2 protein-coding genes are annotated in these 2,005 nt (G+C 79.3%); both read right to left on the bottom strand.

All coding sequences use genetic code 11. From position 1 onward, the window contains the following. The coding region (locus tag AC5LSR_RS02185; protein WP_493468098.1) for a transcription antitermination factor NusB at positions 1 to 1,052 on the bottom strand (1,052 nt) is incomplete at its 3' end. Then, positions 1,049 to 2,005, bottom strand: a 957-nt coding sequence (locus AC5LSR_RS02180) for a methionyl-tRNA formyltransferase (RefSeq protein WP_493468097.1), incomplete at its 5' end; no start/stop codon positions are given. The genes AC5LSR_RS02185 and AC5LSR_RS02180, both read right to left, overlap by 4 nt.

Below are 2,005 nucleotides of genomic sequence, written 5' to 3'. Positions count from 1 at the left end.
GCCCCCGGACCGCCCGTGGCACCGGCGTCGGCGGTGCCGGGCACCGGGGGCGGGGGCGCCACCGCGGCGGCCACCAGCAGGGCCCGGCTGGCCCGCGGCTCCACCGCGACCAGCCTGGCCCGGGGCAGCAGGCCCGCCAGCAGGGCGGTCTTGCCACCCGGGCCGGCGCACAGGTCGACGCTCACCCCGGTGTCCGCGCCGGCCGTGGCCACCCGCGCCAGCGCGGTCACGACCAGCTGGCTGCCCTCGTCCTGTACACCGGCCCGGCCGGCCGAGACCGGCGCGAGCCGCCCCGGATCCCCACCGCCGAGCCGGACCGCGTACGGCGACCACGGGCCGGGCTCGGCGGCCAGCCCGGCATCCCGGGCCGCCCGCAACAGCCCGTCCCGGTCGATCAGGCCGGGACGGGCCACCAGGTGCGTGCTGGGCCGCTCGTCGTCGGCCGCCAGCGCGGCGCGGGTCTGCGCCAGGTCGCCGCCGAGAGCGGCAGCGAACGTCTCGACCACCCAGCGCGGATGCGCGGTGACCGTCGCCAGATGGCCGACCGGGTCCTCGTCGTAGCCGGGCGCGGCCAGCAGCACCGCGAGATCGCCGCCGGTGGCCTCCACCCGGGCGGCGAGGCGGCGCAGCACCGCGTTGGCGAACCGCACCGGCCGTTCGCCGCTGGTCCGGCGGACCAGGTCGACGGTCGAGTCGACCGCGGCCCGCGCCGGCACCCGGGTGTGCAGCAGCTGGTAGGCGCCCAGCCGCAACGCGTCCCGCACCGGCGGGTCCATCTTGTCCACCGGGCGGTTGGCGACCGTGGCGAGCAGCCCGTCCAGGACGCCCGAGGCGCGCAGCGTGCCGTAGGTCAGCTCGGTGGCGAACCCCCGGTCGCGGACGGGCAGCCGGCGGCCGGCCAGCAGCGACGGCAGCAGCAGGTTCGCGTAGGCGCCGCGCTCGTCGACGGCGCGCAGGACCTCCCAGGCGAGCAGCCGGGCGGGGTCGGGCCGGGCGGCCGGCGGGCGGGCCCGCCCCCGCGCCCGGGTGCCCCCGGCGGCGGCCGGGCTCACGCGAACCTCTCGCCGGCGGCGATACGGGCGCCCCGCGCCCAGGCGTCGGCGGCCATGGTGGGACGGCCCTCGGGGCGCACCTCGCCGAGCAGCACGGCCCCGCCGCCGGTTCCTACCGCGATCCGGCCGTGGCCGCCGATGGCGATCTGCCCAGGAGCAAGATCTTCGGCGTCGAAGGGGGCGGCGGTGTCCCCACCGGCGGCGCTTCTCCCGCCACCGCTCCCGCCAGCGCCCTCCTCCGCCGGCACGGCCGCCGTCCGCGCGGCGGTGACGGGACGCACCGGGCCGATCTTGACTCGGTGGTCGCGGAACGTCGTCCAGGCGCCCGGCGCCGGGGTGGCCGCCCGGACCAGCCGGTCGACGCGGTAGGCCGGCGCGGACCAGTCGATCCGCGCGTCGGCGGCGTCGATCTTCGGCGCGGTCGACACCCCGTCGGCGGGCTGCGGCTGGGCCTGCAGCGATCCGCCGGCGATCCCGTCCAGGACCGCGACGAGCAGCCGGGCGCCGGCGTCGGCCAGCCGTTCCAGCAGGTCACCGGCGGTGTCGTGGGGGCCGACGGGCTCGGTCAGCGTCCCGTACACCGGGCCGCTGTCGAGAGCCTCCTCGATCTGGAAGACCGACGCGCCCGTCACGTCGTCGCCGGCCAGCAGGGCGCGCTGCACCGGCGCGGCGCCGCGCCAGGCAGGCAGCAGGGAGAAGTGCAGGTTGACCCAGCCGTGCCGGGGGATGTCCAGGGCGGCCCGGGGCAGCAGCGCGCCGTAGGCCACCACCGGGCAGCAGTCCGGGGCGATCTCGGTGAGGCGGGCGAGGAAGTCCGGGTCACGGGGCCTCTGCGGGGTCAGCACCTCCACGCCCCGCTCCTCGGCGAGCGCCCGCACCGGCGGGTGCGCGACCTTCCGGCCGCGCCCGGCCGGCCGGTCGGGACGGGTCACGACCGCGACGACGTCGTGGCA

It is taken from the genome of Protofrankia sp. CiP1_Cm_nod4 (genome assembly GCF_982290645.1).
The sequence above is the reverse complement of the archived record's forward strand: the minus strand, read 5'-3'. Positions and strand labels throughout refer to the sequence as shown.